The organism is Deinococcus rubellus, assembly GCF_025244745.1.
Taxonomy (GTDB): Bacteria; Deinococcota; Deinococci; order Deinococcales; family Deinococcaceae; genus Deinococcus; species Deinococcus rubellus.
The window spans coordinates 225213-252033 of sequence record NZ_CP104213.1 but is presented as its reverse complement, the minus strand read 5'-3'; the positions used below and the strand labels follow the sequence as shown (position 1 = coordinate 252033).

The 26821-nt window shown below is 64.1% G+C and carries 31 protein-coding genes and 2 tRNA genes; 6 read left to right on the top strand and 27 right to left on the bottom strand.

All coding sequences use genetic code 11. The features are described 5' to 3' along the window. Positions 1-37: 37 nt before the first annotated feature. A complete protein-coding gene (locus tag N0D28_RS01385; RefSeq protein WP_260560628.1) occupies positions 38-340 on the bottom strand; it encodes a hypothetical protein in 303 nt (100 codons plus the stop codon). A 72-nt stretch (positions 341-412) separates the two neighbouring features. Here N0D28_RS01385 and N0D28_RS01380 point away from each other — a divergent pair, with 72 nt between their 5' ends. Further along, positions 413-2167 carry a dynamin family protein gene (locus tag N0D28_RS01380; RefSeq protein ID WP_260561951.1) on the top strand — a complete coding sequence of 585 codons (1755 nt, stop codon included), beginning with the start codon at positions 413-415 and terminating at the stop codon, positions 2165-2167. Between the two features lie 142 nt (positions 2168-2309). Then, positions 2310-3068 carry an ABC transporter substrate-binding protein gene (locus N0D28_RS01375; protein WP_260560627.1) on the top strand — a complete coding sequence of 253 codons (759 nt, stop codon included), beginning with the start codon at positions 2310-2312 and terminating at the stop codon, positions 3066-3068. A 96-nt stretch (positions 3069-3164) separates the two neighbouring features. On the opposite strand, the gene N0D28_RS01370 is transcribed toward N0D28_RS01375, so the two are convergent. From N0D28_RS01370 to N0D28_RS01320, 11 genes are all read right to left on the bottom strand, one after another. Then, a complete protein-coding gene (locus N0D28_RS01370) occupies positions 3165-4193 on the bottom strand; it encodes a DUF4384 domain-containing protein (protein ID WP_260560626.1) in 1029 nt (342 codons plus the stop codon). Positions 4194-4338: 145 nt separating this feature from the next. Beyond that, positions 4339-4412, bottom strand: a tRNA-Gln gene (locus N0D28_RS01365). Between the two features lie 91 nt (positions 4413-4503). Then, positions 4504-4911: a ribosome silencing factor gene (gene rsfS / locus N0D28_RS01360; RefSeq protein WP_312846424.1), complete on the bottom strand. Its 408-nt coding sequence runs from the start codon at positions 4909-4911 to the stop codon at positions 4504-4506. A gap of 66 nt (positions 4912-4977) precedes the next feature. Further along, the gene (locus N0D28_RS01355; protein ID WP_260560625.1) at positions 4978-6339 is read right to left on the bottom strand and encodes an LCP family protein; all 1362 of its coding nucleotides are present in this window, start codon (positions 6337-6339) and stop codon (positions 4978-4980) included. Further along, positions 6336-6929 (bottom strand): bis(5'-nucleosyl)-tetraphosphatase (symmetrical) YqeK, encoded by a 594-nt coding sequence (gene yqeK, locus N0D28_RS01350; RefSeq protein WP_260560624.1) that lies wholly within the window; start codon positions 6927-6929, stop codon positions 6336-6338. The genes N0D28_RS01355 and yqeK overlap by 4 nt, the downstream gene beginning before the upstream one ends. Positions 6930-7011: 82 nt before the next feature. Next, positions 7012-8319: a GTPase ObgE gene (gene obgE, locus N0D28_RS01345; protein ID WP_260560623.1), complete on the bottom strand. Its 1308-nt coding sequence runs from the start codon at positions 8317-8319 to the stop codon at positions 7012-7014. Positions 8320-8537: 218 nt separating this feature from the next. Then, positions 8538-8813, bottom strand: a complete 276-nt coding sequence (gene rpmA / locus N0D28_RS01340; RefSeq protein ID WP_260560622.1) for a 50S ribosomal protein L27 — start codon at positions 8811-8813, stop codon at positions 8538-8540. A gap of 89 nt (positions 8814-8902) precedes the next feature. Beyond that, positions 8903-9205, bottom strand: coding sequence for a 50S ribosomal protein L21 (gene rplU, locus N0D28_RS01335; RefSeq protein ID WP_260560621.1), 303 nt, complete (start codon positions 9203-9205; stop codon positions 8903-8905). A 170-nt stretch (positions 9206-9375) separates the two neighbouring features. Beyond that, positions 9376-9693 (bottom strand): exodeoxyribonuclease VII small subunit, encoded by a 318-nt coding sequence (gene xseB, locus N0D28_RS01330; RefSeq protein WP_260560620.1) that lies wholly within the window; start codon positions 9691-9693, stop codon positions 9376-9378. A gap of 10 nt (positions 9694-9703) precedes the next feature. Next, the gene (gene hemC, locus N0D28_RS01325) at positions 9704-10633 is read right to left on the bottom strand and encodes a hydroxymethylbilane synthase (protein ID WP_260560619.1); all 930 of its coding nucleotides are present in this window, start codon (positions 10631-10633) and stop codon (positions 9704-9706) included. Positions 10634-10802: 169 nt separating this feature from the next. Beyond that, complete coding sequence (locus N0D28_RS01320; RefSeq protein WP_260560618.1) at positions 10803-11009, bottom strand: hypothetical protein; 207 nt, start codon at positions 11007-11009, stop codon at positions 10803-10805. Between the two features lie 176 nt (positions 11010-11185). On the opposite strand from N0D28_RS01320, the gene N0D28_RS01315 reads away from it, so the two are divergent. The 3 genes from N0D28_RS01315 (at position 11186) to argR (ending at position 12267) form a co-directional block, all read left to right on the top strand. Continuing rightward, positions 11186-11270, top strand: a tRNA-Leu gene (locus N0D28_RS01315). A gap of 119 nt (positions 11271-11389) precedes the next feature. Then, on the top strand, positions 11390-11752 hold the full coding sequence (locus N0D28_RS01310; RefSeq protein WP_260560617.1) for a cupin domain-containing protein: 363 nt from the start codon (positions 11390-11392) through the stop codon (positions 11750-11752). 53 nt (positions 11753-11805) lie between these two features. Next, complete coding sequence (gene argR, locus N0D28_RS01305; RefSeq protein ID WP_260560616.1) at positions 11806-12267, top strand: arginine repressor; 462 nt, start codon at positions 11806-11808, stop codon at positions 12265-12267. 18 nt (positions 12268-12285) lie between these two features. Here argR and N0D28_RS01300 read toward each other — a convergent pair whose 3' ends face one another. From N0D28_RS01300 to N0D28_RS01285, 4 genes are all read right to left on the bottom strand, one after another. Next, the gene (locus N0D28_RS01300) at positions 12286-13059 is read right to left on the bottom strand and encodes a PIG-L deacetylase family protein (protein WP_260560615.1); all 774 of its coding nucleotides are present in this window, start codon (positions 13057-13059) and stop codon (positions 12286-12288) included. Positions 13060-13146: 87 nt separating this feature from the next. After that, complete coding sequence (locus N0D28_RS01295) at positions 13147-14715, bottom strand: bifunctional metallophosphatase/5'-nucleotidase (protein WP_260560614.1); 1569 nt, start codon at positions 14713-14715, stop codon at positions 13147-13149. 53 nt (positions 14716-14768) lie between these two features. Next, complete coding sequence (locus tag N0D28_RS01290) at positions 14769-15254, bottom strand: endonuclease/exonuclease/phosphatase family protein (RefSeq protein WP_260560613.1); 486 nt, start codon at positions 15252-15254, stop codon at positions 14769-14771. A gap of 66 nt (positions 15255-15320) precedes the next feature. Then, positions 15321-15839: a PadR family transcriptional regulator gene (locus N0D28_RS01285; protein ID WP_260560612.1), complete on the bottom strand. Its 519-nt coding sequence runs from the start codon at positions 15837-15839 to the stop codon at positions 15321-15323. Positions 15840-15915: 76 nt separating this feature from the next. Between N0D28_RS01285 and N0D28_RS01280 the strand changes: the two genes are divergently transcribed. Then, positions 15916-16434 carry a DUF4188 domain-containing protein gene (locus tag N0D28_RS01280; protein ID WP_260560611.1) on the top strand — a complete coding sequence of 173 codons (519 nt, stop codon included), beginning with the start codon at positions 15916-15918 and terminating at the stop codon, positions 16432-16434. On the opposite strand, the gene N0D28_RS01275 is transcribed toward N0D28_RS01280, so the two are convergent. The 11 genes from N0D28_RS01275 to N0D28_RS01225 form a co-directional block, all read right to left on the bottom strand. Continuing rightward, the gene (locus N0D28_RS01275) at positions 16431-17276 is read right to left on the bottom strand and encodes an SDR family oxidoreductase (RefSeq protein WP_260560610.1); all 846 of its coding nucleotides are present in this window, start codon (positions 17274-17276) and stop codon (positions 16431-16433) included. The genes N0D28_RS01280 and N0D28_RS01275 overlap by 4 nt on opposite strands. Positions 17277-17347: 71 nt before the next feature. Continuing rightward, positions 17348-18088 (bottom strand): enoyl-CoA hydratase-related protein, encoded by a 741-nt coding sequence (locus tag N0D28_RS01270; protein ID WP_260560609.1) that lies wholly within the window; start codon positions 18086-18088, stop codon positions 17348-17350. A 50-nt stretch (positions 18089-18138) separates the two neighbouring features. Then, entirely contained in the window at positions 18139-18657 is a 519-nt protein-coding gene (locus N0D28_RS01265; protein ID WP_260560608.1) for a spore coat protein U domain-containing protein, read from the bottom strand. Continuing rightward, positions 18645-20738 (bottom strand): translocation/assembly module TamB domain-containing protein, encoded by a 2094-nt coding sequence (locus tag N0D28_RS01260; RefSeq protein ID WP_260560607.1) that lies wholly within the window; start codon positions 20736-20738, stop codon positions 18645-18647. The genes N0D28_RS01265 and N0D28_RS01260 overlap by 13 nt, the downstream gene beginning before the upstream one ends. Before the next feature lie 190 nt (positions 20739-20928). Then, positions 20929-21651, bottom strand: coding sequence for a fimbrial biogenesis chaperone (locus N0D28_RS01255; protein WP_260560606.1), 723 nt, complete (start codon positions 21649-21651; stop codon positions 20929-20931). Positions 21652-21920: 269 nt separating this feature from the next. Then, positions 21921-22427 (bottom strand): hypothetical protein, encoded by a 507-nt coding sequence (locus tag N0D28_RS01250; protein ID WP_260560605.1) that lies wholly within the window; start codon positions 22425-22427, stop codon positions 21921-21923. Positions 22428-22485: 58 nt separating this feature from the next. Continuing rightward, positions 22486-23013 (bottom strand): spore coat protein U domain-containing protein, encoded by a 528-nt coding sequence (locus tag N0D28_RS01245; protein ID WP_260560604.1) that lies wholly within the window; start codon positions 23011-23013, stop codon positions 22486-22488. Between the two features lie 251 nt (positions 23014-23264). Next, entirely contained in the window at positions 23265-24161 is an 897-nt protein-coding gene (pdxY, locus tag N0D28_RS01240; RefSeq protein ID WP_260560603.1) for a pyridoxal kinase PdxY, read from the bottom strand. A gap of 70 nt (positions 24162-24231) precedes the next feature. Continuing rightward, complete coding sequence (locus N0D28_RS01235) at positions 24232-25614, bottom strand: alpha/beta hydrolase (protein ID WP_260560602.1); 1383 nt, start codon at positions 25612-25614, stop codon at positions 24232-24234. A 127-nt stretch (positions 25615-25741) separates the two neighbouring features. After that, positions 25742-25912 carry a hypothetical protein gene (locus tag N0D28_RS01230; protein WP_260560601.1) on the bottom strand — a complete coding sequence of 57 codons (171 nt, stop codon included), beginning with the start codon at positions 25910-25912 and terminating at the stop codon, positions 25742-25744. Between the two features lie 57 nt (positions 25913-25969). Then, complete coding sequence (locus tag N0D28_RS01225; RefSeq protein WP_260560600.1) at positions 25970-26821, bottom strand: M55 family metallopeptidase; 852 nt, start codon at positions 26819-26821, stop codon at positions 25970-25972.

Genomic DNA, 26821 nt, shown 5'->3' with positions numbered 1-26821 from the left:
CTGGAGTTTAGAGCAGAGGCGGCGCGTTGGCCGGGACTTACTGCGCCTCGCCCGGCATCCGGATGTGATCGACCTGTGCGCCGTAGCGCAGCAGAATGGTCTTGAGGCGCTGCACCGCTTTGCTGGCCCGCTCACGGTCCGGCGGCAAGAAGGCCAGCGTGAGCTGACCGTCCACGCCGGGGCGAGGCTCCAGCGCCCGCACTTGCAGCGGCACGGCGAACGCCTGGTCCTGCATGATGTCGCGCAGCACGCGGGTAAAGGTCAGGCCGTCCATGTCTGGCAGCGTGAACTGAATGCCCAGCACTTCCTGCTCCGGAGCTTGGCTCGGGGAGTCACTCATAGCGTGCAGGCTAGCAAACCCGCCGCCCGAAAGAGGTCTCCTGCAAACTCCCGCTAGACTGGACCCATGACGCTGCTGGTCAATGCCCAGGTCCAGATTCTCCTGACGCGCGAGCGTACCCTGCTGGCCGACCTCCAGGCGTTTCTGGAGACGCAGGAGGCTCCCCAGCGCGAGGTCGAGCAGGCCCGCCAGAGTGCCCGCAACCTGGACGAAGCGTTTTTGCTGGTGGTGGTGGGCGAGTTCAATTCCGGCAAGAGCAGCTTCATCAACGCGCTGCTGGGTACGGCGGTGCTGCCCGAGGGTGTGACGCCCACCACCGACCGCATCTATGTGATTCAACACGGTGTGATTCAGCAAGGTGGCGTTCAGACGGAAGGCATTCAAAGCCGGATGGAAGCCACCGACGATCCCTTTGTCAGCCGCATCCGGGTGCCGCTGAGCGTGCTGGAGGGCGTGGCGCTGGTCGATACCCCCGGTACCAACGCCATCATCCGCCAGCACCAGACGCTGACCGAGGGCTTCTTGCCGCGCGCCGACTTGGTGCTGTTCCTGACCAGCGCCGATCGGCCCTTCACCGAGTCCGAGCGGCAGTTTCTGGACCTGGTCAAGCGCTGGGGCCGCAGCGTCATCATGGTGGTCAACAAGGCCGATCTGCTCGAAACACCGCAGGCCGCAGAGCAGGTACGGGCGTTTGTCGAGGGCGGCGCGCGGGCCACGCTGGGTCTGACGCCGCCGGTTTACCTGGTGTCGGCCAGGAGGGAGCAGCGCGGCGGTGACGCGGGGTTCGCGGCCCTACGGGAAGTGCTCAGATCGCGTCTCTCCGAAACCGAGCGCACCCGGCTCAAGCTGGCCTCGCCGCTGGCCGCCGCCGCCACGCTGCTGGCCGCCCAGCAGACACGCGCGGCTGGGGCCAGGCTGGCCCTCAAAACCGATCTGGCCGCCCTGAGCCGCCTGGAGCAGCAGCGTGAGCGCCACCAGGGCGTTATGCAGGCCGAACTTGGGAGTCAGCTTGGCCGCATGAACCGCCTGCTCGGCGAATTCGAGGTGCGGGCCGATAAGTTCATTGACCGCGCCCTGCGAATCGGCAATATCCGCCAGCTCGTCAACGCCCGCGACCTGGAGGCCGCCTTCCGGCGCGACGCGGTGGCCGACTTGCCGGAAGCCATTGAAAAGCAGTTCGGCCAGATGATCGACCGTTTCGTGGAGAGCAATCTGCATTTCTGGGAGGACGTGCAGGCCGACCTCATCAACCGCGATCCGGCCAGCCGCCAGGGCGAAGCTGACCGCCAGGACGGGGTCAGCACGGCGCGGCCCCGCTTCTCGTATGACCGCGCCGCGCTGGTCGAGAACCTCTCCGGCACGGCCCAGCGCCACCTGGCCGAGAGCACCCAGCAGCAGCTCACGCGCCAGCTCACCCAGGACGCCGAGGACGCCATGAAGGGCGTGATTGGCTTCGGAGCGGGCGGGGTAGCCGTCGGCACCGCCACGGCGCTGATTCTGGGCGGCGCGCTGGCCGACTTCACCGGCATCCTGGCCTTTCTGACGGTGGGCAGCCTGGGGCTGTTCGTGCTGCCGCAAAAGCGCCTCGCTGCGCTGAGGCAATTGCGCGCCCGCCTCTCGGCCCTGCGTGAAAGCCTGGACGCCACCCTGCGCCGCGAATACCTGCGCGAGCAGGAACGTGCCGACGCCCGCCTGAACGACGCGGCCCTGCCGTTTACCCGCTTTCTGGAGCAGCAGCAGACCCGGCTGGCCCAGGCCGAGCAGCGCGGCGGCGAGCTGATACAGCGTCTTGAGCAGCTCAGGAGCGAGGTAGAGCAGTTGAGCTGAGGGGCGCTGTCCTGGGAAGCAGGCGACAACAGCACTGCTGATTTTCGGCCTGTGACAGGGGCGTCAGTTCTGGGCCGCTAGCGTGCTGACACCTCGCTGGTCCGGGCATGTTTCCCGGGCGCGGCGCAGAGGAGGGCTTACCTTGAAGCGTCTGTGTTTTGCTTTACTCGTTGCGCTGCCGCTATTGGCGTCCGCCGCTCAGGCCCGCAGCCTCGATGAGATTCGTGCCAGTGGTGTGCTGCGGCTGGCCACCAGTGCCGACTTCGAGCCGTTCAATTTCCTCAAGGACGGTCAGTTCGCGGGCTTCGAGGTCGACCTCGGTGACCTGATTGGCAAGCAGCTCGGCCTCAAGGTGGTATGGGTCAAAGACGATTTCGATTCGCTGCTGAGCGACTTCAGCAAAAACGAGTACGACGTGGTCATCGCTTCGCACGCCATCACCTCGACCCGCGCCAAAGTCGTGGACTTTACCCAGCCGCATTACTGCACTGGCGGGGTGGCGCTGGCCCAGCCAGGCGGTCCGCTCACCAGCAAGGCGATGGCAGGCCGGGTGCTGGGGGCCGAGTCGGGCAGCACCTACATGGGTTATATCCAGAAACTGCCGTTCGACAAGCAGCTCACGGTCTACGGCAACTCAGATGAAGCTATTCAAGCGGTCGCTACCGGCAAGGTCAGTGCCGTAGTGACTGATAAGTTCGCCGCTCTGGCGGCGCTGAAAACCTATAACAAGGCCAAGCTGGTGATGGGCGACTTGCTGTGGCGCGAGCGCATCGGTATGGCGGTGCAGAAAGGCAACGTGGGGCTGCGCCAGGCACTCAACGGCGCACTCTCGACCCTGCTGAAAGACGGCCAGTATGCCAGGCTCTCGCAGAGCTATTTCGGCCAGGACGTGCGCTGCTGATTGGCCCGCTGCCGATTGATCCGGTCCAATCACAGCTGACAGCCAAAAAAGCCCCAGCACGGGGCCGGGGCTTTCGAGGTCAAGTGCGCTGAGACGTTAGCGCTTGGGGTTGATAGTGATGGTGCCGCCCTGCGACACGTTGTAGGTGTTGACGAAGGTGTTGTAACCGGGGGCAATCAGCACGATCTCGTGGCCGCCGCGCGTCAGGTTCAGGTCGAGGCCGCCGTTCTGGATGGTGCCGACCTGGCGTCCGTCCACGAAGATCAGCGCGCCCGCGACGCTGCTGCGGATGCTCACCGGGGCGGTGTTGCTGACCGGTGCAGGGGCGGGCGTCACCACAGTGTTGAATTCCACGTTGACGTTGGTGGTGGCGTTGGCGCGCACCGTGATGGTGGTCGCGTAGTCGCGGTAGCCGGGCGCGGTGATCCGCAGCGGGTAGCTGCCGGGGCGAATGGCGCTGAAGGTCTGGTTGGCGTCGCCGAGGCGCTGGCCTTTGAGGTACACCACCGCGCCGGGGACATTGGTGCCGACGAAGATGTTGCCGGTCTGGGCGACCTGCTTGGAGACGACGTTGTAGAAGGCTGTGTCGCTGACCCAGCTATTTTGCGGAATCGGGCTGACCACGATGCTCAGCGCCTGGGCGAGCTGCTGCTGGCCCTTGGCATTGACGGTGGCGAGCTGGTCTTGCTGGGTGGAAAACTTGCTGAGGTCGCCGAGGTCGAGCTGGGTCTGGCTGGCCAGCACCAGCACCTTGTTGAGGCCCTCGGGACCGGCGATGTCGAAGGTGAACTGGTCGCCCGGAGCCGGGAAGGTCTTGACGGTGTTGGCCTTGACGAAGTTTGCGCCGCTGGCAAAGCGGTTGGGCAGGAGTTGATCGACCTTGCCGGTGCCGTCCACGTTGAAGAGGTAGACGTAGGCGTCCTGGCTGGCGCGTACATTCAGGGTGATCTTCTCGTCGATTTTGTAGTTGGGAATCTGGGTGCCGTCAGGGTTCTTGTCAGTCCACACCGAGACGCTGAGGTCCGGCTGAACGGGGTTGACGATGATGCTCTGGGCACTGATCTTGGGGGCCGCCATGGCGCTGCTGAGCAGCAGGGCAGCGGGCAATACGAGTAACTTATTCATGTGGTGCCTCCTGAAAAGAAGCTTAAACTGCAAAAGGTGACGCCCCATGAGTGGGGCAGGAGAAAGCCTTTATTCAGGTTCAGTCTTTCGTCAGGGTGAGCGGACCAAAAAAACACGCGCCGAGAGTGAGACTCGGCGCGTGCGGTGGCTGGGGCACATGGATTCGAACCATGATCGTCGCTTCCAAAGAGCGATGTCCTGCCATTGGACGATGCCCCACCGCGAGGTCACGAACGGGGGGAAGTATACCGGGCCGCCGGGAAGCGGTCAAGCACGCTTGAGCGTGGCCTGCGCCCCGGCACAGCGGTGGTCAGGCGGCGTCTTCGGGAAAGCTCAGCGGCGTGGCGTCGCTCCATAGCCCTTCGAGGTCGTAATACTCGCGGGCGTCCTTGGTCATGATGTGCACCACGATGCTGGCCCCGAACGCCAGCAGCAGCCAGCGGTCCGAGGGGCCTTCGACAGTGGGGCGGCCCAGCCCGGCGGCCATCGCCTTCTCGCGGATGTTCTCGCGGATGGCGTTGAGCTGCAAGCCCGCCGTGGCGGTGCAGATAACGAAGTATTCGAGGGTGCTGCTGACCTCGGTGAGGTCGAGCACGACGACGTCCTCGGCGCGGCGCTCGCGGGCCGCGTCCACGATGGCACGTAACTGGGCCAGGACCGGGTCGTGGCTGAGGTTGGTGTTGGGGCTGAGATTGGAGGGGGTACTGGGTCTGGTCATATCAAAACTCCGAATAAATGAGGGCGGGCCATCGGGGAGTGCCCGGAGAGGGGAAGATCAGCTGCATCAGTTCACGGGCGGCTGGGTTACAGGTGGGTGGGGCGCGAAGCGGTTCAGGGCGGCGAAGAGCTGCCGGGCGTCGCTGCCGAGCAGCACCCCGATCTGGCCCGGCTGCACTGCGAAGCGCTCGCCCTGCAAGCGGGGCAAATTGAGCTGGTCGGCGAGTTGCTGGGCCACTTCCACATCGGTCTGGGTAAACACCTGGCTCTGTTCATTACTGCGGGGCAGGGTGCTGAGCTGCACCTTCGGGTAGCCCGACTCATTCAGTGCCCTGACCATCGCCGGGCCAAGCTGCGCGCCGCTGGCGTCTTCAAGCAGCACCGTGACCTGGCCGGCTTTGTTGAGGTTGGCCTTGTCCTGGCTGGTGGGGCCGCCGCCTGAAGGAGCACTGCTCAGGGCGTCGCCCCAGACCTGGGCCAGCTTCTGGCGGTCGACGGCCAGGTTGAAGCTGTGCGGGATGGTGTTGGTGGGCAGCGTGGCGAAGCTCAGCTTGAACTGCGAGAGCACCGGCTGCACACTCTGGAGCAGGCCAGGGTCGAGGTTGGTCTCCACCCCGCCCATCACGCTGAGAATGGTGGGCAGGGCCGAGAGGCCGCGCGCGGTGGTCAGTTTGCTGGCAAGCTGGCTGAGCGCCTGCTTCTGGTGGTCGATCCGGCCATAATCGTCGCCGAAGCCCTTGCGGACGCGCAGGTACCACACGCCCTCCTGCCCGTCCAGGTGGTGCGGTCCCGCCGAGAGCTTGAGGTTGACATCGGCGGCCTTGTCGATCCACTCGATGCCGCCCTTCGGCACGTTCACGTCCAGCCCACCGAGCGCCTCGATGACCCGCGCCGCCTCCTCGGTGCGGACGATCAGGTAATTGTCGACCCGCTCGCCGGTGATGGTTTCCACCGCACTGACCAGCGCCTGCGGGCCGCCGTCCCAGTACTTGGCGTTGACTTTCTGATCTGCCGCCGACTTGCGCGGGTCGAACTCGCCCACGTTGGTGTCACGCGGAATCGAGAGCACGCTGACGCGCCTGCCGCGCACCTTGACCAGCATCAAAGTGTCGGTGTTGGAGGTCTGGATCACGCCCTTGCGCTGGTTCTGGTCCTTGCAGGGCTGGTGATAGTAGCAGTAGATCACGTCGCGGCCCGCCAGCAGCAGCGTGAAATTGGGCAGGCTGCCGCTGAGAACCACCGCGCCGCTGCCCTGGCCGCTGGCGCTCAGGGCGTAGTAACCGCCGCCGCAGAGGCCCGCCAGGGTGAGCGCGGCGAGTTGCAGCGGCCTGATCCACCTGGCCTGGCGGCGACCCGCTTCACTTCTCTCGGATAGACTGCTGTCCGGCAACTTCTTGCCTGGCAATCTTCCCTCCGGCGGCCTGCTCACGCCGGGCCGGGCAGTGCGCCGCGCGCTTGCAGGCCCCGGTAAGCGTCCAGCGTGCGCGGGTGCACCGGGATGCCGCGTGCCTGGAGGTAGTGGACCTTGGAACTGATGGCCAGCGCCAGCGCTCCCTCCAAGTCCACCATCGCCAGTTCGCGGATGTTCTGGTTGACGCCCCGGCCCGGTTCCGACACGTCGGCCACGTAGACGCAGGCCGCCACCGGACAGCCGCTGCGGGGGCCGGTGGTGTGGTCCTCGACGGCTTGCAGCACCACCGGGTCGAGATAGCCCCAGCGCTCCAGCAGGGTGCGGGCGGCCCGGCCATGCAGTGCCAGCGGGTGTGCGGCGTCAATCGGCACTTCCGGCGGGGCCAGCCGCAAAAGTTCGCGGTCCGGCAGATCGCGGGCGATGTCATGCAAGATGCCGGCCAGATAAGCCCGGTCCGCGTCGAGCCGGTTGGCAACGGCAATCTCGCGGGCCAGCGTGGCCACCCGCACCACATGGTCAAAGCGCCGGGTCTTGACCATTAAGCGGACACGCGCCTCCCACTCGGCGACCTGACCGAGCGGCGGAAACGCGTGGCGTGTCTGAATCATGACAAAAGCTGGAGGGGCCAGTGCCGCATGCGCCGAGTATAGCGCCGGGAAGGCTGTGAGCACCTGAAAAGCCGGTAAAGATTCAGCGGCGGGTGTCGTCATCTTCATCAAAATACTCGAAACGCATCCCGCCAATGTCGACGCTGTCGCCTTGACGCGCGCCGACCCGCCGCAGGGCGTTGTACAGGCCCTGGCGCTTGAACACCCCCGAGAGGTACTCGGCGGCGTCTTCGAGGTGGCGGGCAAAGCGCGCGATCTTTTCCTCGAAGCCCCCACCAGCCACCACCCAGATGCGCTCGATCTGGCCGTCCTTGTCGGCCTCCTCGCGCAGTTCGAGTTCGAGCGGCGGCACCACCACCGCGTCACTCTCCTCCTCCAGTGCGTGGGTCTGCGCCCACAGTTCGCGGGCAGGCAGCAGCTCGAAGAGCGCGCGCCTCAGCTCGTCGAGGCCGGTGCGCTCGGCGGCGCTGATCCGCAGGACCGGCAGGCCGAAGCGGACCAGCTCGTCTTCCACCATCACGGCCACGTCCTCGTCCACCGTGTCGACTTTGTTGAGGGCAATCAGCGACACGCTTTCCAGCAGGCTCGGGTCGTAACTGCGCAGCTCGCCTTGCAGCGATTCGAGTTCCCGCACCGGGTCGACTGCCACGTCCAGCACGTAGATCAGCACGCGGGTGCGGCTGATGTGGCGCAGAAATTCCAGGCCCAGCCCGCGTCCCTCGCTGGCCCCCTCGATGATGCCGGGAATGTCGGCCAGCGTGAAGCGCTCGTCGCCGGTATCGTCGCTGACGACGCCCAGAATGGGAGAGAGGGTGGTAAACGGGTAGGCCGCGATCATCGGGTTGGCGTTGGACAGGGCCGCCAGCAAGCTGGATTTGCCCGCATTGGGATAGCCCACCAACCCCACGTCGGCGATCAGGCGCAACTCCAAGCGCAGCTTGCGCTTCTGGCCGCGCACCCCGATCTCGGAGAAGCGCGGTGCCTGACGGGTGCTGGAGGCGAAGACGCTGTTGCCGCGCCCGCCCGCGCCGCCCCGGCCAACCACCTTGAGCTGCCCCGGCCGGATCAGGTCGGCCACCACTTTGCCGGTCTCGGCGTCGAAGGCGGTGGTGCCCACCGGCACGTCGATGATGATGTCCTCGGCGTCGGCCCCGTTACGCAGGCGGCCCTCGCCGCCGTTGCCGGTGCCCGCCTTGAACTTGCGGCGGCCCAGGAGCCGCTCCAGGCTCTCGACGCCCTCGACGGCCCGCAGGTATACACTGCCGCCCTTGCCGCCGTGTCCGCCGTCGGGACCGCCCTTTTCCATGTATTTGGCGCGGTGAAAGCTCATGGAGCCGTCGCCGCCGTTCCCGCCGATGACTTCGATTTCAAGTACGTCTCTGAAGGCCATAATGACTCCGTGAAGCTGTGGGCGCTGAGCAGTGAACGCGGTTCAAATTCAACTCAAACTCAAGTTCAACCTGGACGCGGGAAAAGACACGGGCGCAGGACATTGGACACGCTCAGCGCCCACCTGCTCCCCCGGCAAGCCGAAAAAGGCCGAGCGCGTGGCCCGGCCTTTTCAAGCCGCGTGGACTGTAGCGAAAAACTCAGCCTGCAACCATTCCTTCAGTCGGCGGCCAGTTGGGTCGGGGCGGCCTGCACACTGATGAAGCGGCCCTTGTTGCCCTTGTTGGCAAACACCACTTCGCCGTGAACCAGCGCGAACAGGGTGTGGTCGCGGCCCATGCCGACGCCGACGCCCGCATGGAACTTGGTGCCGCGCTGACGGACCAGGATGTTTCCGGCCAGCACCTTCTCGCCGCCGAACTTCTTGACGCCGAGGTACTTGGGATTGCTGTCGCGTCCGTTCTTGGACGAGCCTACGCCTTTCTTGTGAGCCATGTTGGTTACCTTCCGGGAGTGAAAATGTTGAGTTTCTGGTGCATGGGTGAGGAAGACCCTCACTTCATCCGATGTTCGCGGCGCGGGCCTTAGCCCTGAATGCCGGTGATCTTGAGGGCCGTGAACTGCTGGCGGTGGCCCGTGCGGCGGCGGTACTGCACGCCACTCTTGTACTTGCGGATGTAGATCTTCTTGAGCTTGCCGTGGTCGACCACTTCAGCGTTCACGGTGAACTTGGCCGCGTCTGCGCCGAACAGGGTCTGCTCGCCGCCCACCATCAGGGCTGTGAGCCCCATCTTGTCGCCCGCTTCGCCGCTCAGCTTCTCGACGCGGATCACGTCGCCTTCCTCTACGCGGTACTGCTTGCCGCCGGTTTGGATAATTGCAAACATCGTTGTGCTCCTTGGGTTGGCCCCGGCCTGTCCGCTGTTTCCGGCCCTGAATTCAGGGAACCGGAACGTACTGGAGGCTTCGGGGCAGCTCCCCACCTTCAAGGCAGGGCATCAGCGCAAAATTGTATCACGCCGGGGAGCGGCCCTCAAGCATGAGTGGCTAAGCGGTTTCAGAAGTACAAATCGTCGTCGTCTTCGTTCGTGGCGTCCGTGTCTTTCTCAGTGGCTTCGTCAGCGTCGGCTGGGTCTTCCGGCGTGAAGCTGATTGGCAAAGTCAGTCCATCACCCTGATCAAGTGCGCTCCGCAGGGCGTCAATGCGCGCCTTGCAAATTGCGTAGGCAGCCTGGGCCTCGGCCAGCAGCGGCAGCACCTTGTCGAGATCGGTCTCGCCCGCTTCGAGTTCGGCGGCGATCCGGGCGAGCTGCTCGGCGGCGGCGCGGTAGCTCTGGGTTCTGGCTGCGCCGGGCTGGGCCTTGCGGGCGCTCACGGGAACGGCCTCACAGCCGCGCCGCGTCCACCAGTTCGCGTGCGCCGCGCTTGAGCAGGTCCTGGGCCAGTTCCGCGCCCAGATCGGCACACTCGGCGGGGTCGCCCTGGGTGTGCGCCTGAATGATGGTGCTGCCGTCGAGCGCGCCCACCCAGCCTTCCAGACTCAGCAGCCCGTTCTTGATGGTGGCGAGTGCGCCCACCGGGGCCAGGCAGCCCGCTCCCAGACCCGCCAGAAACTCGCGCTCGGCGGTGGTGCGGTCATCGGTGTCGCGGTCGTGGATGGCGTAGGCCACCTCGATGCCCAGGTCATCGTCGCTGCGGGTTTCGAGCGCCAGCGCGCCCTGGCCCGGCGCGGGCAGCAGGATGGCCGGGTCGATCAGCTCGTCGATGCGGTTACGCAGCTCGGTGCGGATCAGGCCCGCCGCTGCCAGGATGATGGCGTCGTACTCGCCGCCCGAGAGCGCAGCCAGCCGGGTATCGACGTTGCCGCGAAGCTGCACCACCTGCAAGTCGGGCCGAAAGGCATTCAGAAACGACTTGCGCCGCACGCTGCTGGTGCCGACCCGTGCGCCCTGCGGCAGCTCGGCGAGCTTTTTCATGCCCTCCTTGCCCACCAGGGCGTCGCGGGCGTCGACCCGTCTGGGGATGCTGGCGATTTCCAGGCCCTCGGGCTGCTCGGTGGGCAGGTCTTTGAGGCTGTGCACCGCGATGTCGATGCGGTTTTGCAGCAGGGCTTCCTCGATCTCCTTGACCCAGAAGCCCTTGTCCCCCTGAGCGGCCATGCGTTCCAGGCTGCCCCGGTTGCGGTCGCCCTGGGTGACGATGCTCTGAATGCGAAACTCGGTTTCCGGCCATTCTTCCTTGAGGCGGGCCACAACCCAACGGGTCTGCGCGAGCGCCAAAGATGAGCCGCGCGTACCAACAGTGATAGAGCGCATAACCTGAGCATTATGCCAGTCTTTGGGCAGCCATGCTGGGAATGCGCCGATCACTGTGGCGCAGGCGACTCTACGGCGAACATAGAACCGCGCCGCACCGGGCTGTCCAACATGGAAACGTCCCCGCTGAACTGCCGGGGACGCTGTGTTTCTGGTGCCTGACGGATCTTCAGATCATTGCAGGCATACCGTCGGGCATGCCGGGCATATCCGGCAGATCGGTGTTGGGGCTGGGGTTCGGCTCCGGCAGGCCGGGGGTGTCGGGGTTGGTCGGCGGATCGTACATCGGAACGCCGCCGCTGCCGGGCATCCGTTCGGGCAGCGAGGCGGGCACGTTGGTGGGTTCGGTGGCGGGTGCAGCGGGGGGATCGGTCATGGTCAGGCCTCCTGAATGAATGAGCCGGAATGAATCAGAACGCTGGTGTGGTCAGGAAGAGTCTACGCCGCGTCCTTGGCAGCCGAGCAAGGGGAGCGTGAAGAGGGATTCACGCCGGGGATGCGCTGCGTCTTGACAAGCCTGGAAGCCGCCTGTAAGCTGACTGAGCCTGAAACGCCGAGGTGGCGGAATTGGTAGACGCACTAGTTTCAGGGACTAGCGCCGCAAGGCGTAGGGGTTCAAGTCCCCTCCTCGGCACCACCCTAAAAAGATGGCCCCCACGAAAGTGTGGGGCCATCTTTTTGGTTGACGGTGTGGGCTGCTGGCGAATGTTCATGCGAAGGCCGCGCCGTGCCCGGTCAGCGGCGTATTCTGGGACCGTGCAACATTTTCCTCTCTCGAACCTGCCCGCCCGTTCTGCTCCCGACTCCCGCTTCACTGGCCCCGTTTGGATGCAGGAGCTGACCTCCGGCGCAATGCGCGTCACTTTCACGCCCGGCGCGCGCACCGCCTGGCACCGCCACCCGCACGGCCAGACCTTACTGATTCTGAGCGGCAGCGGTCTGGTGCAAAAACGCGGCGAGGCGGCCCTCAGCTTTCAGGCCGGGGACGTGGTGACGGTCGAGGCGGGTGAGGAGCACTGGCACGGGGCTGCGCCCGACTCGGTGATGTCGCATATCGCCTTGCAGGAAGGGCAGACCGAGTGGTTGACCCAGGTGACCGACGCGGAATACGCGGGCTGAAAACGCGCCGAAGAATACCGTAGTTGCATAATTATGCGCTATACTGAATGGATATGCTCAGCAAGGACCAGCGTCAGAAGCGTATTCAGGAAATCATCGCCCGCGAGAATGTCGCCACCCAGGGCGAACTGGTGGCCCTGCTCCGGGCCGACGGTGTGCAGGTGACGCAGGCCACCGTCAGCCGCGACATCAACGAGTTGCGGCTGGTGCGGCTGCCGATGGGCAAGGGCAAGCACCGCTACTCGCTGGCCCAGTACCGGGGCAACGAGAATCTGGAAGGCGAGCTGGCCCGGCTCTTTCAGAACTTCGTCCACGATATTGACCGGGGTGAGAATATGCTGGTCATTCGCACCGCCGAGGGCCACGCTTCGGGGGTGGCCCTGCTGCTCGACAGGCTGCGCCGCGACGACATCGTGGGCACCATCGCGGGCGAGGACACTATCTTTGTGGTCGCCCGCAGCATCGAGGAAGGCGAGACGATTCTGGAGGAGTTTCACGAGCTGATGCTGGGGTGAAGGTGAGTCCAGCCCGCCTCAGTCCAGATAGTCCCGCGCTTTGAGATGGGTCATCCGCACGTTGAAATGCTCCGCCGCCTTCACGCCGCCGAGCTGCCCGGTGCGGGCGCGGCCCTCGCGGAAGCGCTCAGTGTTCCAGGGCCATTTGTAGAAGTCATGGTAGAAGGTCATGACCTCGGCTGCCACCTCCAGCTTGTCCTCCATGTCGATGAACACTTCGGGGTAGGGGCTGGCGGGCGCGTAGTACTGGTAAAAGCGAATCGGCTCGCGCCAGGGATCGAGCTTGCCTACTTGCTGGGGAGCGTCCTCGCCGCTGTCCATGCCGGGATCGCCGCTCAGATCGGGCGGCGGCAGCGGTTCGCCTGACGCGTTGGTGCGCTGCTCATTGATAATTTTGGGAATGCGCGCCAGGGTGATGGCGTCGTAGGCGATCTTGGCCGACATGCGGTGGTCGGGGTGCGGGTGGTCGTCGCTCCAGGTGATGACGGCGTTGGGCCGGAACTGGGCGTACAGGCGGGCAAGTTGCAAGCCCTCGGCACGGCTCCCGGTCATGCGGCTGTCACCCATATCGAAGAAGTGGTGCTGAGCGCCGATTTTATCGGCCACCCAGGCCCCGTGCTCGCGCCGGATGCGCGTGACCTCCTCGTGCGAGGCGTCGCCGAACTGCGAGGCGAGTTCGCCCAGGGTGGTCCACACCAGCATCACCTCGTCACCGCGCGCAGTGTGCTTGGCCAGCGTGCCGATGCAGCCTATTTCGTCGTCGGGGTGGGCAAAGACAGCCATGATTCGCATAGGAATCAGGATACGCCCGAAAAGGAGAAGGCAGGCCGTCTCCGTCAGGGAAACAGCCCGCCGATATCTTTACGCGCTACAGCCGATTCACGGTTTCGGCTCATTCAGAATGACGATCCGGCCCTCATTCTGGGCCGCCACATTGGGCACGGCCTTGAGGTAGTCGACCAGGTAGTCGATGTCCAGCAGGCCGGTGTCGAGGCGTCGTCCCTGGGCGTTCTTGAGCACGTCGAAGCCGTCGCCGCCGTTGGCCGTGAAGGTGTTGACTGCCACCGTGTAGGTTACGGCGTCGTCCAGCGGCTGACCGTTCAGGCTGGCAGTTACCAGGCGCTGTCCGGCAGGCTTGCCGAGGTCGAAGGTGTAGCTCAGGCCCTTTGAGACATTGAGAAACTGGCCCTTGCTCTCGGCCCAGGTCGCCACGCCGTATTCGAGCGCCGTCTTGAGTTCCGCGCCGGTCAGGTCGAGCAGGGTCAGGGTGTTGCCGAACGGTTGCACGGTGATGGCTTCCTCGTAGGTGATCGGCCCCTGGTCAATGCTGGCGCGCACGCCGCCGCCGTTGACCAGCCCGATCACGGCCCCACCTTTCTGCCCAGCCATCAGCGCCGCGTCGGCCAGCACGTTGCCCATGGTGTTCTCACGCTTGCGGACGTCCTCGCGCGCGCCGCCCAGGCCGGTGCTGGTCTGCCCGATCACCTGGCGGCGCAGAGCAGCAATCGGTACTGTCAGGGTGTCGAGCATCTTGCGGCTGGTGGGGTCCTCGGCAATGTCCATCGTGACCGGGATGGGGTTGCCTTCCCAGGCCGTCACCGCGCCCATGTCGTCAAAGTCCACCTTGATGCGCCCGAGCACCTTGCCCCATTCCCAGGCGGCCAGCAGCAGGGTCTTGTGGCCGTCCGGATTCTGGACGACGGTGGGGTAGGGCCCTTCGGACTTGGGGAAATCCTTGTTGTCGAAGGTGCCGAGCAGGGTGTGGCTGTGGCCGCCCACGATCACGTCGATGCCCGGCACTTTGGCCGCCACTTCCTGCTCCAGCGTGTAGCCGAGGTGCGAGGTCAGGATGATCTTGTTGATGCCCTGCGCCTCCAGCGCCTTGACGCTGGCATTGAGACTGGTCATCAGGTCCAGCATCTTGACGTTGTCGCCGGGACTGGAGATCAGCGGCAGATCGGGCGTCACTGCGCCGATCACGCCGACCTTCTCGCCGTCCACGCTCAGCACCGCGTAGGGCTTGATCAGGTCCTTGAGCAGCGGCTCCTGGCTCACGTCGAGGTTGGCCGACAGCAGCGGGAAGTTGGCTTTCTGGGCGAAGGCGGCCAGGGCCGGGGGGCCGTCGTCGAACTCGTGGTTGCCCACGGCCATTGCCTGATAGCCTTGCAGGTTCATGAACAGCACGTCGGCCAGCCCCTTGTAGAGGTTGTAGTAGAGCGTGCCCTGGAAGGTGTCGCCGCCCGACAGAATCAGTGGGTTCATGTCCGATAGGCTGTACTGCTTGATCAGGGTGGCCTGACGGGTATAGCCGCCGTACATATTTTCCCCGATCTTGGTGGGGTCCACATGGCCGTGCAGATCGTCGGTGTGCAGAATGGTGACGGTCAGCGGCTTGGCGCTGGCGCTGGCGAGCAGGGCCATGGTCAACAGCAGGGCGATTTTTCTCATGCCCGCATTCTAACGGGTAGATGAAATGTATGGGAGATAAGCCGCTGGGCCGCTCACTCATGCAGCCACGCTATCAATGCCCGGTGACCGTTGCCGCCGGGGAGCTGAACCTCGGCGCTGACGATGTTCAGGCCACGTGCGAATACGTGGTCGATGCACAGGTTGGGCTGGGCAGAGGCGAAGGTGTGGCCCAGCCCTTGCCCAGCGGCGTCCCAGGTGTCGTCAAACTGGGAGGTCGGGGCGCGGTAGAGCTGTCCGCGCGGCGGGGTCTTGAAATCTCCGGCGACGATCAGCGGTCCCCGGACGGCGGCGGTCTCGCGCATCAGGATTTCAAGCTGGTTATGGCGGTTGTGGCGGGTGGTTTGCACCTGACCGTCGAGCACCCGGCTGAATATCACGACGGCCGGAAAGCGGCTGAGCGTGAGCATCGCCCGCCCATTTTTTCGGACCGCCCACTGGTCCAGTGCCGTCAGCATGAGCAGCGGCGCGGGCCAGGCCAGCAGCAGCACGGCAAGGTAATTCCAGCTCAAACGCCGCACCCTGACCACTGTGCCAGCCGGAAATGAGAACGAGAATCCTGAGACCGGGTTCAGTTCAGGCTGGGTTCAGCCCAGCAGTTCGGTCCAGAAGGCGATGCTGGCGCGCTCGTAGAGCAGCCCCATCTGGAGCGGCTGGGCGGCCGAGAGCGTGGGCGGCAGGCAGACGGACTGGCGCTCGTATTCGGCCAGCCGAGCGCGGTGCAGGGCCAGCTGCTCGGCGGCGAGTGCGCTCACCTGCTGCGGCGTGCCCTGCTCGGCAAAAAAGAGCTTGAGCAGTCCCAGGTCGCGCAGTTCGGGAAAGCCCGCCGGTTCCGAAAGCCAGTCTTGCAGCGCCGCCCGGCCCGCCTCCGTCACCTGATAGGTGCGTCTGCGCCGCCCGCTCGCCTCTTGGGTTTCTTCCAGCAGACCCAGCGCGGCCAGGCGCTGCGGCTCGGCGTACAGCTGCGAGCGCGGAAAGGTCCAGAAGTTGCCCACCGAGGTATCGGCCCAGCGCTTGAGGTCGTAGGACGTGCCAGGGCCGCACTGGCCGAGCAGGCCCAGCACGATGTAGGACGAGGGGCCGAGCGCCGGACTTGCATCACTCACCTCCGAAGTCTACACTTTCTTCAGACCGTCCAAACTAGACCATTTAAATTGGATGGTGGGGGGTCGGGGAGAAATCATGACGTCCAGCAAGATGCCGAACGAGACTGTGGCCGCCAGCGCCAGGCCAGTTACCAGGCGTGTGACCGCCCAACTGGAAGGCGACTTCGTGGTGTTCATGATCGGGATGCGGGTGAACCAGCCCTGGAAAGTGTCGGCCTGGCTGCCAGTGTTTCTGGCGATGCCAAAGATGATTGCAGAGCTGTCTAAGCACCCGGAACTCGGACTTCTCGGCGGGCGTTTTGCGGGTCTGACCCTGATTCAGTTCTGGCGCAGCAGTGAGCACCTCAATGCCTACGCCCAGTCACGCGAACACGTTCACCTTCCGGCCTGGCAGGCCTTCAACCAGAACGCGCGCAAGTCGGGCGGCGCGGTGGGCATCTGGCACGAAACCTACCGGGTGGCCGCAGGCCAGTACGAGACCGTGTACGTGGATATGCCCACCTTCGGGCTGGGTCAGGCGGGCAAGCTTGTAGAGGCCAGCGGGCGCAGGGCCACGGCGGCGGGGCGGATGGGCGGCGGGCCTGGGGGCGCTTAGCTAGACTTGGCCTTTTCCGCCGCCTGCATCGCCAGATACATCTGATACTGCGGCGCGCCGCCGAGCATGTTCTGGCCGCCGTCGACAGGCAGAATGACGCCCGTGACGTAGCTGGCCGCGTCCGACACCAGAAACAGGGCCGCGTTGGCGATGTCCTGCGGCACGCCGAAGCGGCCCAGCGGCACGGTGCGGGTAAATTGTCCGCGCGTCTTCTCGTCGGGAGCCAGACGTGCCATGCCCTCGGTGCCGTCAATCGGGCCGGGGATGATGGCGTTGACGCGCACGCCGCGCAGCCCCCACTCGATGGCCAGGGTCTGTGTCAGGGCGTCCACACCCGCCTTGGCCGCCACCACATGCGCCTGCATCGGCACCGGCACGCCGTAGGCGCTGATGCTCAGCACGTTGCCGCCAGGCGTCTTGAGGTGTGGGGCCGCCGCCTTGATGGTGTGGTAGGTGCCGATCAGGTCAATCTCCACCACCGTCTTGAAGCCGTTGGGCGAGATGCCGTCCACCGGGGCCGGGAAGTTGCCCGCCGCGCCTGCCAGCACGATGTCGAAGTCGCCGTGTGCGGCGACGGCCTGCGCCACTGCCGCCTGCATGGCCGCGAAGTCGCGCACGTCGGCGCTGACGCCAATGGCCCTGCCGCCGTCCGCCACGATGCCCGCTGCCGCGTTCTGGGCCTTCTCCAGATTGCGTCCCAGAATCGTGATCGCGCAGCCGTGCGCCGCGAAGCTCTGGGCGATGCCGAGGTTGATACCGCTGCCGCCGCCGGTAATCAGGGCGTGCTTCCCTGCCAGCAGATCGGGGCGGAAGGTGGAGGAGGCGGGGTGGGGCTGGGTCATGTGGCTCCTTGTGGTCGCGGTGTTTGGCTTGGTGGTGGCTGAGAAGGAGGTGGTGAGTAGACCGAAATTTCTTACTTCCGAAACGCCGCTGCTAACCCTTCTGCCGTCATATGCTGCGCATTCCAGTCCACCGCCTGACTCAGGCTTTCGGCATGGGGTAGGGCAGCGTTTAGCACTTTCTTGGTGCCTTCCAGCGCTTTCGGCGGCAGTGTGGCGAGATGGGCGGCCAATTGCTCGGCGCGTTCAAACAGCAACTCAGGAGTGTCCAGCACCTCCGTCACCAGGCCGATGCGCTCGGCTCTGGCAGCGTCTATCGGCTCTCCGGTGAGGGCCAGTTGTCTTGCCCAGCCCTGGCCCACGATACCGGGGAGGCGCTGGAGGCCACCCAGATCGGCGGCAATGCCCAGCCGCACTTCTGGCAAGCTGAAGCGGGCGTCCGCGCTGCACAGGCGGATGTCACAGGCCGAGATCAGTTCGGTGCCCGCGCCGATGCACCAGCCGTGCACAGCAGCGATCACCGGAATCGGCAGCGACGCAATGCCCTCGAAGGCCGTGTGCATCGGGGCGACCTGGGCACGGAACTTCTCCAGATTGCCGAGCGACTCGCCGATGCTCTGGGCCGACGACTTCACGTCCAGCCCAGCGCTGAAGAGTTCCTCGCCGCGAATGATAAGCGCCCTGGCTGAGCCGAGTTGAGGCAAGGCTTCGGCCATCTCGCGCCAGAAGACCGGTCCCATGCTGCCTTTTTTGGACACGATGGTCAGGGTGGCGACCTCACCCTGGGAGGTGAGCCGAATGGACTGATCACTCATGGGGAAAGTGTAGCGCGGGAAAGTGGACCGGATTTACCAGCAGATGCCCCTCAAGGTGCAAGCATGTTCATGGTCAGGTTGAGGGTCGCGCCGTAGTTGCCGCCGCGCACCCGCTGACCGGGCGGCACTTCAAGGGTCGGCGTGATGTTGAGGCTGGTGGAGGTCATGTTGCTGAGACTACGTTCAAACACGACGCTTCCAGCTTGACCATTTCCCCAGGGCTGGAGTCCCTGCATGCCCGGCAGCGAGATGCGGTAGAGCAAGTGCTCTAATCCGCTGGTCAGGGAGTGCATCCCGCCGCTCTCGCTCGGCGTGTCCAATGACACACTCACGTTGACATCGCTCGGCGTCTCGGCAGTACACGCCAGTGTCGCCACCGTTGGAGCGTAGATCAGCGCGGTGGGTGTCGTCCAGTAATACGTCGGCAGCGCCACGTCATTGGCTGACAGGATACAGCTTGTCGCCCCAGCCGCGCCCAGTGAGCCGAGAAGCGCGGCGGCGACCATAGATTTGTTCAGGGTGTGTTTCAGGGCAACAGCAAACCGGGTGAGGCTGTTCAGGGTGTACATGTGAAGTCCTTTGCCGTGTCATTAAGCGCGACTGTGCAGCGGCGTTTGCCGTCCTCACTTCTCAGTACTGCCGTGACTTCGCCGACGGGTGGCAACAAGATCTGCCCTGCTTCGTCAGCATAAAGCTGCTGGCCGCCAGGTAATTCCAGTGTGCTGTACGCTGCCAGTTCGGTGGCCGACCAGCGGACGGGCACGAAGCGGGAACGAGTGAAATTGCCCCGCCAGTCGTATACCGAGACGCCAACTTGACTGAGATTCAGGCTGAGGCTGGCCTGGTGGTAACTGATTTCAATCGGCAAGTCGTCTTCATTGACGCGCACGTCAAGCGGCGTTTGCAGATTCAGGCCGGTCAGTACCAGATCACCTTGAGGATTGGTCAGGCCACGGACTACGCCATTGAGACTGATCGGCACGTCCCCGATGCCCGTTCTGAGGAGCAGCGCCGCAACGCCGGTCTGGTCACTGGCACTGCTGATCTGGCCGCCGACGGCTATCAAGCTCCCTGAGATGCGGGCCGCCACTGTGCCGTTGGTGCTGGCCGCCACACCGCCCTGTACTCCCCGGTTAAATTCGTAGGCTGCTGAGAGTTCACTGGGTGCGCTGTAGCGCAGACTCAAGCGGTCTGGGCCGATGGCGCGGTTGTAATCCAGCGTGGCCGTGTAGTCGGGCGCGGCACCGGCTGTCTGGGGAGCGCCTACTGCGGCCGAAGCGCTCAGGCTGCTGACATTGTCCAGGCGGTAGCGGGCCTGTAAGCCGAAGCGCAGGCGTCCGGTACTGCTGAATTCGCTGGATAGGGTGGCACTGGCGCGCTCAGTTTGCCACTGCACTGCTGCTTGTCCGGCGATGGTGCCTGACAGTCGGTATTCGGCTTTGCCAAGCAGGGCAATCTGCGGACTGAGTACCCAGCTGCCGTCAAGACCCAGCGCCGTTTGCTCGTTGTGCTGCTGAAAGTCAGGACTTTGGGTATAGGTTCCGTAGATCGCCGCCTGAGCCCGGTCACCTGCCAGACTGTAGCGGGCGGTGTAGACACCATTTAGTTGGTTGTTTTCGAGGGTGCTGAGATCGGCGCTGATGCTGGCCGTCTGACTCAAAGAAGTGGGGCCGGACTTGAGCGGGTTGAGCGTGGGGCTGGTGTGTTGAAGCGTGGTGTAGTAGGCGGCCACATTCAGGTGGCGGCGTGTGCCGACCAGTTCACCGGCCAGTTGTGCGGTGAACTGCGGCGTAATGAGCAAATTGGCGTTGACGACCGCTGTCAGCCCATCACCCTGTTGCCAGCCCGTTGCTCCACTGATACTGAAACTCCCCGCCCGGTTGAGATTGGGCAGTTGATAGGCAAAGCGTTGGGTCTGAGTTTGGCTGCCGACGCGGTACCGCACTTCAACCTCGCCCTGAAGGGTTTGAGGCTGCAAGCCGCGCAGCGTCAACTGGCCTGCGGGTGCCTGGAACGCCTGAACGGTGCGGCCATCCAGCAGCACTTCAATGTCGCTGTCGGCGGGCAATTCAAGCGTGATCGGCGGCACCTCGTTCGGAAGTAACCGGGCGTAGTCAGCCTGCACGCCCAGCGCGGCAGGCTGCGCGGCGATGCCAGTGCGCCCAAAGACTCCAGCGCTGAACTGCGGCGAGAATTGCCAGGCGGCGCGGGCGTTGAGCCGCTGACTGAAGGTAGTGCCGCTATAGAGTTGGCGGTAGCCGAATTGAGTACTAAGCGGCCCGCGCAGATACTGGGCGTTCAATTCGCCCTGTTCGTTGAATTGATTGCTTTTCAGATTGCCGTCGGCGGCCAGGCTATAGCCCAGTTGCCACAAACCGATATTGCTGGTGCGCGTCAGCGGCTGAATCTGGAGAAGCTGCATGGAGCTGCCCAACACATCAAAATTGGCTGCCACATTGAGGGTCAGGCCCAGGCGGTCAAGCTTACGAACGACTTCAGGCCGTAGTGGCACGTAGCGCTCGCCCTCGCAGACCTCCACCGCGCCGCCGTAGTTGCGTTCAGACACTGTCAGCGCGCTCAGCGGCAGCCAGAGCTGCTGATCAGGGGTGAGATACACGACCTGCACACCCCGGTCTGTGCCGCCGATCATCAGTTGAACCAGTAGACTTTCGCCCGAAAAACAAGTGTCGCTACTGGTGGACGGCCCATTGGCCAAGTCCTGACCAGGCCCGCCTTGTGCCGAGGCGGGCATTACGAGGCCGCTGCACAGACTCAGGGTCAGGGCCATCCACGCCCGTTTGCTCCACTGAACATGCTGCTGAACCTGTCGGGCAGCCATATTAAGGCGCACGTAAAGTAAACTGCTGAACCGCTTGGTTCTGAGTAAATTGCAAACCGACTTCCGCCGTCGTGGGGGCAGCGCCGCTGACTGCAAAGCGCATCGAGCCGCCCCCCAGCAAGTTGAAAGAAGGCACTTCAAGTTTCTGGCCGTCCACGCTCAGCTCCACGTCGGTCAGGGTGGTATAGAGGTTGCCACTGTTGGACGCCACCACCGCCAGGCCGTCACTGCTGCGCTCCAGGGCAAAGCTCAGTTTTGGTGCTGCGCCCACCGCAGACAGCATCAGTGGCAAGCTGAGCCGGTAGAGCGTGGTGATCTTGACGGAGCCGTCTGGCCCGTCTACTGCCTGGGGCGGCAATTCCTGAATAAAGACCCGGTAAGCATGTTCGTTGGTGTCTGCGGCGTTGCCACGCCGTGCGATCCGAATGGTCTGTTCCTGGCCGGGCGTCAGGGTAAAACCACTTGGATTGACAATCAGATCGCGGGTGGGGGCATAGAGATCTTCGCCGTTCTGTGTCCATTGATTGAGTTCAAGCCTGAAGCTGGCGGTTTGATCCGAGACATTTCGCAGGGTCAGCGAAGTGGCCCGCTGGTTGCCCACCATTTTCAGCGAAATTGGCGCAAACGACAGGGCGGTGGCCGCCTGAGCAGACGGAACAGCCAGGGTGAGCAAGCTCAGGCCAACCAGGCAGCGCCCCAGTATAGAGCGGTTGATACGGCTCACAAACCACATAATTCCTCCCGAAAAGCCAAGCTTTGTATAGATCAGACCGATAGAATAACAAGAACAGAGTAAACTTCTTTTCTTTTAAATTTCTTTCAAGCGCCAGTCGAACCCAACTGTCCGGAAATTTCTGGGTCATACCATTCTAAATACTCTAAATACAGCTTGGACATTGAAGGGAAGCCGTCTAATGAATAGCGGCTTCCCTTCAATGTCCAAGCTGTGACGACATCAAAATGCTGAGGCCGTTTCTATTCTTGATCTTAAAATCAGGGGGTCGAGGCCAACACAGACAGGGTGACTGTGGCAGTGCCGGTGTAGCTGCCCTGAATGTTGTCCTGGACAGGTTTGGGGACCGATACCGTCAGGGTTTTAGTGTAGCCAAGGAGGGTGTTGGCAGCGTTACCGGCACCTGAGCTTTCATCACCTATGCTCTGTCCAGTGACCGTGGCGGTGAGGGTTTTCGTGCCGGTCTTGGTGGACGAGTTGGTCAGGGTAATCGGGGTGGGACTCACGTCCACCCGGAAGTTTGCGCCGGTATTGCACATCACGTTGACAGTGGTGGTGCCTGTGGCTGCGTCGGCTGACTGCGTCCAGTACATCACCGGAATGGTCACATCGCCGGGCTGACTCATGGTGCAGGCGTCGCCCACAGTCGCATTGATCTGAAAGCTGTTGGATTGGCTGCCGGTACCGTTCTGGGTCACGGGTCCAGTGGCGGGGACGGCGAAGGCGGCGGAGGTGAGCAGGGCGGCGGCAAGAACGAGATATTTCATATGGACTCCTGAATAGAGAGAGGGCGAGTGGTTGCGGGGTCAGTGGCTGGAGTCAGGTTTAGGGAGCCACAACGGTCAGCGTTACGGCGACGGTGGTGCTGTATTGCCCGCCGCGCTGAAAGCGGGTGGGCTTCGTCACGGTGACGTTAATAGGAAAGGTGCGTCCACCAGCAGTATTGCTGTTATCTAATGGTCTTAAGAATCCAGCAGGCTGCCCGGAGACAAAGGGCCTGTTAAAGAGGTTGTTGGCAACGACAATCGCAGGCGGAGCCACAACAACCACCAACGGAATAAGCTCACCGCTTTTTGTCAGGGTGACAGGCTCCGAAACTCCCAGCTTGTACTTGGCACCAGTATTGCAGTTAATTGTCACGTCGGTGTTGCCGTTGACCGTGTTGGCCGACTGCGTCCAGTACAGCGGGCCGACATTGACATCAGCGGCCTGACTCATGGTGCAGGAATCGCCCACGCTAGAGTTTACGCCGAAGGTGTTGAAATTGCTGCCGGTGCCTTGCTGAGTCACCGGAACGGCCAGGCTGGAGCAGCAGGCCAAAGCGAGGAGTGTTGTCAAACTTTTTTTCATCATGCCAAGACCTCATAACGCTCTCTATGGAGCGTTTGAACAAAACAGAGCGTGTTTAGATCGCTGGGCGTCAAGTACTTGAGCTTCTTCAGCTTAATAGAGCAGTCTTACATTGGTCTCAATTTTTGGAGACCCAGCTACACACACAAATGTGAAATTATCGTCACTTTGAGAGTCCGGCTCGAAAATCGTGGCGCAACATGTTGTAGGAAGGCAGAGGTGGAGCGGAGGTCGGTGGTTGACCCCACTGCACCTCACCCCACCCGCTCTGCTCCAAAAACCCGCCCTGGCTGCCGGTACTCATCCTGCGCGGCCACCAACTGAATCTCACGGCTGCCAGCGGCGTGGGTCATTTCCAGCAGAGCGTAGAGAGCGCTGGTACTCAGGCCCAGCGCCTCGCCCGCCTGCCCGCTTGCGAGGTACTGGCCCAGAAACAGCGCGGCAATGGCGTCCCCAGTGCCGTTGCGCGGCGGATCGAGCGCCAGCATGGGCGTGCAGCACAGCCACGCGCCCTCGCCCGTCACGGCCAGCGTCTCGATGCTGTCCGGCGGCGCGTCCACCCGCACCAGGCTGGTCACGACGACCACGCGGGGGCCGCCCTCGCGCATCCGGCCTCGCAGTTCCTGGGCGGCGCTGAGGGCCTCGGCCAGTGTTCGCACGGTCCGCCCGCTCAGCAGTTCCAGCTCGAACTGATTGGGTGTCAGAATGTCGGCCTGCGGCACGGCCTGGGCCGCGATCAGCTCCGGCAGTTCGGGCCGCACGAACACCCCACGCCCGTAGTCACCCATCACCGGGTCGCAGCAGTAGAGGGCGTCCGGGTTGGCGGCCCGCACCCGCTCCACTGCGCCGATCACCGCCCCCACCGTGCCCTCGCTGCCCATATAGCCGCTCAGCACCGCGCTGCAGCTCGGCAGCACGCCCCGCGCTTCGATACCGTCAATCAATTCGGCCACCACCTCCGGCGCGAACACCTGTCCGGTCCATTCGCCGTAGCCAGTGTGGTTGGAAAACTGCACGGTGTTGATGGCCCACACCTCGAAGCCCAGCCGCTGAAGTGGAAAGACAGCGGCGGCGTTGCCGACATGCCCGTAACTGACCCACGACTGGATGGAGAGGATGTTGCGCGGCGGGGTAGGGGGGAGGGTGGTCATGCAGGCAAGATAGCGCCGCGCTCCGGTGGGCCGGGCCGCCGGGCCCAAGTGGGGCTGAGACGACGCCCGCTTACGGTGTGCAGGGGTCCACGCCGGGCCGGGTGGTGCGGGTAAACTGGCAGCCGTATTTGGTGTCGGCCACCACGCCGGGCGTCATCACGTCGTCTCCGGCAGGTTTGGGACCGCCGCTGGCCCATTTCATCCAGTCGTTGAAGGCTTCCACCAGTTCCGGCCCCACGAACTCGCAGTGCCCCGCCGCCCGGATGGCCCGCTGCACCAGCAGCCCCGACGTGCCGTTTTGCTGCGCCATCTTGAGGTAGTGCTGCTCGTGGGCAAAGGGCACGTAGAAGTCGCCGAGCGTGTGCATGGTCAGCACCGGCACCTTGAACTGGGCGTGAATGGCCGGGAGCCAGCGCAGGCCGTCGGCGCGCGGCAAGTTGGCGCTCGGATCGGCGGTGGTGCGCAAGACCGCTTGGTTGTAGGCGACTTCGGCGGGTGTGGGCGTGTCGCCCTGGGTCCAGCGGTACACCGCGCCCTGGTTGCCGTAAGAGTTCTTGGTCAGGATGCCGCTCAGTGTGCCGTCCGAGCCTCCGGTACTCAGCACCGCGTCCTGCAAGGCTCCCACCCGGAAGCCGAGGTCGAAGACCGGACGCGGGCCGCCGGTCAGGTTCAGGGCGATGTCGCGCAAACGGGTGCCCTGCACGGTGTTGGGTGTCCACAGATCGCCGCTGCTGTCACTGAAGAGACCTGCTTTGATGTCGGGCAACAGCGTCTGAAACCCGCTGGCCGGAGACGTGCTGGGGCCGTAGCCACCGAGTTCCTGGGCGTTGAGGGTGTAGTCGCCCAGCCACTGAAACTCGTAGGGCGGATCGAGCACCGCGCACAGCGGCATGGAGGCGGCGTAATTGACCTTGTGCCTGGCTGTCGCCAGCGTTTCGGCCTCTACGGCGGCGGCGGCGACGTTGCCGCCCATCGAGACGCCCATGATGTAAGTTGCCGTCGGCGCAGCGTACTTGCCCTGCGTCAGCGCGGCGAACTGCTGGGCCAGGGCGTTGGTGTCCTCGATGCCCGATCTCACGTCGTAGTAGTTGGACGAATAGCTCGAGGCGGCCCAGGCGTAGCCCAGCGACACCAGGTACTCGCGCAGCGCGGGCGGACTGACCGTGAGTGCCGCGCCCATCCCAGCGTAGCCGTGCGCGTACATCACCAATTTGCCGTTCCACTTCTCCGGCACTTCGATCAGATAACTGGCCTGGCCGTGTTCGCCCGCGTACAGTCCCTTGTAGAGCGTGGCCCCGGCGATGGAGGGCGTGGTGGGCAGCGCCGCCGTGAAGACCCGCGTATCTTGCTCGCGGCCCGGCTGTGCGGCGGTATTCAGGACAGGGGCGCAACTGGACAGCAGCAGCAGGGTGCCGATCAGCAGGGTCGTGGCGCATGGACCAATCAGGTTCATGAATCCTCCCAGAAGTGTGGTGATGTGCTGGAAGTATTAGAAACCCCGACCAAGCTGCTGTCAAACGCCCTCCTTTGAGTGAAGAGGGTCGTTATTGTGCAATTTTAGGATTAATCGTGAAGGAGGCTTATTTTTTTGGCAGTCCTCGGCCCAGATACGATCCCAGGGCCACGCCCAGGCCAATACCGATGGCCAGGCCGCCCGCGCCGAAGCGGGTCAGGCCCATCAGGGCGAAGCCCAGTGCCGCGCCGATGGCAATGCCTGTGCCCATTGCCTGACTCTTGGTTTTGAAGTTCATGGCCTGACTATAGAAATGACAGTTGAGCGCTTTGTGAGCGCCCGTGAAGGCCGCGTCTCAGCTGTCCAGCCTCACCTGCGCCACCTGGCATAGCATCCGGAACGTCTGGAACAGGTGGTAGGCGTCGGGGCTGCTGTAACCCACCGTCACGGCGTCCACGCGGGTCACGCCGGGAACGCGCCCGGCCTGATCAGCCCTGGCCTGATGGTCGAAGGAGAGCTGCACGCTGGCCGGAAAAATGACCGTGAACGGCCTGGCAGTGGCGGCCTGCTGCACCGCTGCCCTCGCGCCCGCCTGAATCTGGCGGCACGCCTCGGCGGGGTGCAGATGCACGGCGCTGAACATGCTCAGCCCTTCCTTGACCGCCACGCCGACCACATCTGCGCCCAAGTCGTCCTGCACCTGCCTGACCGCGATGTCGTCGCCACTGACAAACACCGTCGGCACGCCGTAATGTCCGGCCAGCAGCGCGTTGAGGTACGGCTCGCCCGCCTGCACGCCGTTGATCCGCACATCGCGCACGTTGCCGTTCCAGGTATGGGCCAGCGGCGCACCCTGCGTTCCGGCGCGGGCATGGTAACCCACCATCAGGAGCGCCGCCACGCCGCTCTCCTGCACGCCCTGCACCATGCTCAGGGGACGGTCGTTGCCGGAAATAAAGCGCACCCGCTCGTCTAAGTAGTCGGGCAGCAGGTTCCGCATGGTCTCGTGCGAGTCGGCGATCAGTACGCCTTCGGCTCCCGCCTCGAACGCGCCCAGTGCGGCGGCGTTGGCCTCACGGGTCATCTGGATGCGGGCGCGTTCGTACTCGCCTGCGTTGACCAGGCCACCAAATTCGGGCGGACTGACCTGCACCCACGACGCCACCCCGCACACGCCTTCCATATCCACGCTGATGACGACATTCAT